This window comes from Methyloceanibacter sp., from assembly GCF_050728395.1.
Classification (GTDB): Bacteria; Pseudomonadota; Alphaproteobacteria; order Rhizobiales; family Methyloligellaceae; genus Methyloceanibacter.
Window position 1 is genome coordinate 1 of record NZ_JBOHJB010000168.1, and the last position, 3,129, is coordinate 3,129.

Consider the following 3,129-nt stretch of genomic DNA (forward strand, 5'->3'; position numbering starts at 1 on the left):
TAGTTCAGGAAGGTGTCGAAATCGATGCCTTGCCGATAAAGAGCCGCACCACCGGCGATCAAAAGCGCGCCGAGGATAATGGGTGCAAGCACCCACTTGGCGAACCAGACAAAGGACAGGGTAAAGCGGCGCACCGTCTCGCGAGACACAATTCGTACTCCCCGAAGCTGCAATTCTTGCGGGGCTCAGGAGCAGACAGACTATGGCTAACGTAGGGCTAACGTCGTGAGTTACAAATCAAATTTTGATTTCTAAAGAAGGTGCCGCGAGCCAGTCCGCGACGGAATTTCCGCCAAGTCATTTGGCGCCTCCGATAATGGACTCCACAGATTGCATCAACAGCGCCTCATGATTCTTGAAGCAGAACTTTTCCACCGCGTCAGCATCGACGTCCAACTTTTGCGTGTCGACCATGGGGTCGCCGCGCTTGCCGTGGAAGTAGCCGTTGAGCCAGGCGGAAATCAACTTCGGGTCCGCTACCTTGTACTTGACGAATTGATCGCAGGTCATCTTCGACACGTCGACCATGACCTGGGCCGAGGCCAATGAGGGTGCAGCAAGGGCTGCCGCAAGCCCGAGGACAACGAGACTGTGGCGATGCATGGACGCTTCTCCTCCGCACGCTTTTCCCATCGTACATTGACCGAGGTCGATGCGCTTGGGTAGGGGCAATGTCCCTTGGAAAGGGTCGCCCGCCAGCGGAGCGCAATGACGGTAATTCTTGGCTGCCGCCGCAGAGATGGCCGGCGCTATTTTCATCGCCTTCGTCAGCGCCTGTTTGAACGACAGCATCCGCACACCCTCTGGGCAACCTGCAAAAGGTGGTGCATAACCGATTGCGCGGTCCCGCAGGCGCAACGGGTTTGCACTAACGCGCATTAGATGCTCCGTTCGCCAGCAGGAGCTTCGAGGATACTTCCGATGCGTCTGCTTGCGGTTGCCGACATCCATTACTCGCTCCCGCAATTCGATTGGGTGTTGAGCATCGCTGCCGATTTCGATGTCGTGGTGCTGGCCGGCGATCATCTCGAGCTCGCCTCGATCGTGGACCGGCGGGCGCAGAGCGTGGTGGTGCGGAAATATTTCAGCCGCTTGCGCGCGCTCACCAGGCTCGTGACCTGTTCCGGCAACCACGATCTCGATGCGCCCAACGAGAGCGGCGAGAAGGTCGCCAAATGGCTCGGCGGAGGGCAGACCGAAGGCGTTTCCTCCGACGGCGAGTCATTCGTGATCGACGACACGCTGTTCACCATCTGCCCGTGGTGGGATGGGCCGATCACACGCGCAGGGATCGCCGCGCAACTCGCCGAAGCTGCACGGCAGCCGCGCAAGCAGTGGATCTGGATCCATCACGCGCCGCCGGACAAGTCGCCGATCAGCTGGGGCGGCGCCCGCTATTTCGGCGACACCGAGCTTGCGCAGTGGATCGGAGAATACCAGCCCGACATTGTGCTCTGCGGCCACGTGCACCAGTCGCCTTTCGTCAAGGACGGCTCCTGGGTCGACCGCATCGGCAAGACCTGGGTGTTCAATGCCGGGCAGCAATTCGGGGCCCCGCCGACGCACATCATCATCGATACCGATGCCGGCGAGGCGCTGTGGTTCTCCTCGGCTGGCAATCAGTTTATTCGCTTGGATGAGCCGCTCGAGCGTCCGGTGCCGCGGCTTGAAGCCATCCCTGACTGGCTCAAAGCCGAGGATCGGCTTTCTCTTCCGGGCCAGTCGTGAATTCCTCGTGCTGCTGGTGGATCAGCGTCTCGAGAACTTCGCCGACCATGCCGAAATGACTGCCGTGGCCTTCGAACTGGCGCTTGAGGTCGACGAGATAAGTGGTGGCGGCGTTGAGCCGTTCGGCAAGCAGTCGCCCGAGAAAGAACGCGATCTCAGGATGGGACTTGAGAAAGCTTTCGGCGTCGTCGAACACGAAGGCCCCGACCGGCGTGGCGGCCCTGACCGTCGCGGTGTGGGGACGGTTCAAGAGCACCGACATTTCGCCGAAGATTGAGCCAGCCCCGGCGATGACGGCGACCGGGGTCTCGCCTCTCAAGACCTCGACGGTGCCTTCGGCGAGTACATAAAGCCGCCCCGACGTTTCGCCCTCGGAAATGAGGATGGCCCCGGGGGCAAATTCCTGCCGCTGGGCGCCGTCACAGCTATCGAGGATCGAGGCCATGGCCATCGGTTTCCTGGGGGCAACCATTTCGAGCTCTCCGTCAGACGCGTGCCAGTCACGGCAGCATAACCGATAAGCCGATCTTGCACAGGCGTCAGCGTGGCGGTGGAGTCTTCGGCGGGGGAGTTTTGGGCTTATACAGGCAGATGTCGTTGATCAGGCAGCGCCAGCATTCGGGCTTGCGCGCCTTGCACATATACCGGCCGTGCAAGATGAGCCAGTGATGGCAGTTGTGCTTGTAGCGCTCGGGCACCACCCGATCGAGGGTGAGCTCGACGTCGAGCGGCGTGTTGCCGGGGGCAAGTCCGGTGCGGTTCGCCACCCGGAAGAGATGGGTGTCGACGGCGATGGTCGCCTGGCCGAAGGCGACGTTGAGCACGACATTGGCGGTCTTGCGGCCGACGCCGGGGAGCGTCACCAGCGCCTCGCGAGTGTCGGGCACCTTGCCGTGGAAGTCCTGGATGAGCTTTAGGGAGAGCGCGGTCAGGTTCTTGGCCTTGTTGCGATAGAGCCCGATGGTCTTGATTTTCTCGGTGAGCTTGGCCTCGCCGAGCTCGATCAGCTTCTCCGGCGTGTCGGCCTCCTTGAACAGGTCCGGCGTTGCCTTGTTCACCGAGGAGTCGGTCGCCTGCGCCGACAGCACCACGGCGACGAGAAGGGTGAAAGGATCGGCGTAGCGAAGCTCGGTCTTGGGATGGGGGCTCATCGCCTGAAAGCGACGGAAAACCTCCTCGATTTGCGTCTCGGTGAGGCGCGCGCCCGGGGCCTTGCCGCTCTTGCCGCGCCCCCTTGCCTTGGCGGGCTTGCGCTTGGCGATTTTCGGTTGAACCCCCATGTTCCGGTGATTACCAATAGCTCTCGAGACGGACGAGACGAGCTATGACAGAGCTCTCCGCGAGCCCACAAGCAGAAACGAGCTTCGCCGCCATTCTGACGCCGCACCGGTCGCTCGGGCC

4 protein-coding genes are annotated in these 3,129 nt (G+C 61.7%); 1 reads left to right on the forward strand and 3 read right to left on the reverse strand.

What is annotated here, in order from left to right; genetic code table 11:
• Window positions 1-297 precede the first annotated feature (297 nt).
• A complete protein-coding gene (locus ACREC7_RS16140; RefSeq protein ID WP_431556710.1) occupies window positions 298-792 on the reverse strand; it encodes an HdeA/HdeB family chaperone in 495 nt (164 codons plus the stop codon).
• A gap of 129 nt (window positions 793-921) precedes the next feature.
• Here ACREC7_RS16140 and ACREC7_RS16145 point away from each other — a divergent pair, with 129 nt between their 5' ends.
• Window positions 922-1,728 (forward strand): metallophosphoesterase family protein, encoded by an 807-nt coding sequence (locus tag ACREC7_RS16145; RefSeq protein ID WP_431556711.1) that lies wholly within the window; start codon window positions 922-924, stop codon window positions 1,726-1,728.
• Here ACREC7_RS16145 and ACREC7_RS16150 read toward each other — a convergent pair.
• A complete protein-coding gene (locus ACREC7_RS16150; RefSeq protein WP_431556712.1) occupies window positions 1,688-2,200 on the reverse strand; it encodes a Crp/Fnr family transcriptional regulator in 513 nt (170 codons plus the stop codon). The genes ACREC7_RS16145 and ACREC7_RS16150 overlap by 41 nt on opposite strands.
• Before the next feature lie 67 nt (window positions 2,201-2,267).
• Complete coding sequence (gene nth, locus ACREC7_RS16155) at window positions 2,268-3,008, reverse strand: endonuclease III (protein ID WP_431556713.1); 741 nt, start codon at window positions 3,006-3,008, stop codon at window positions 2,268-2,270.
• Between the last annotated feature and the right edge of the window lie 121 nt (window positions 3,009-3,129).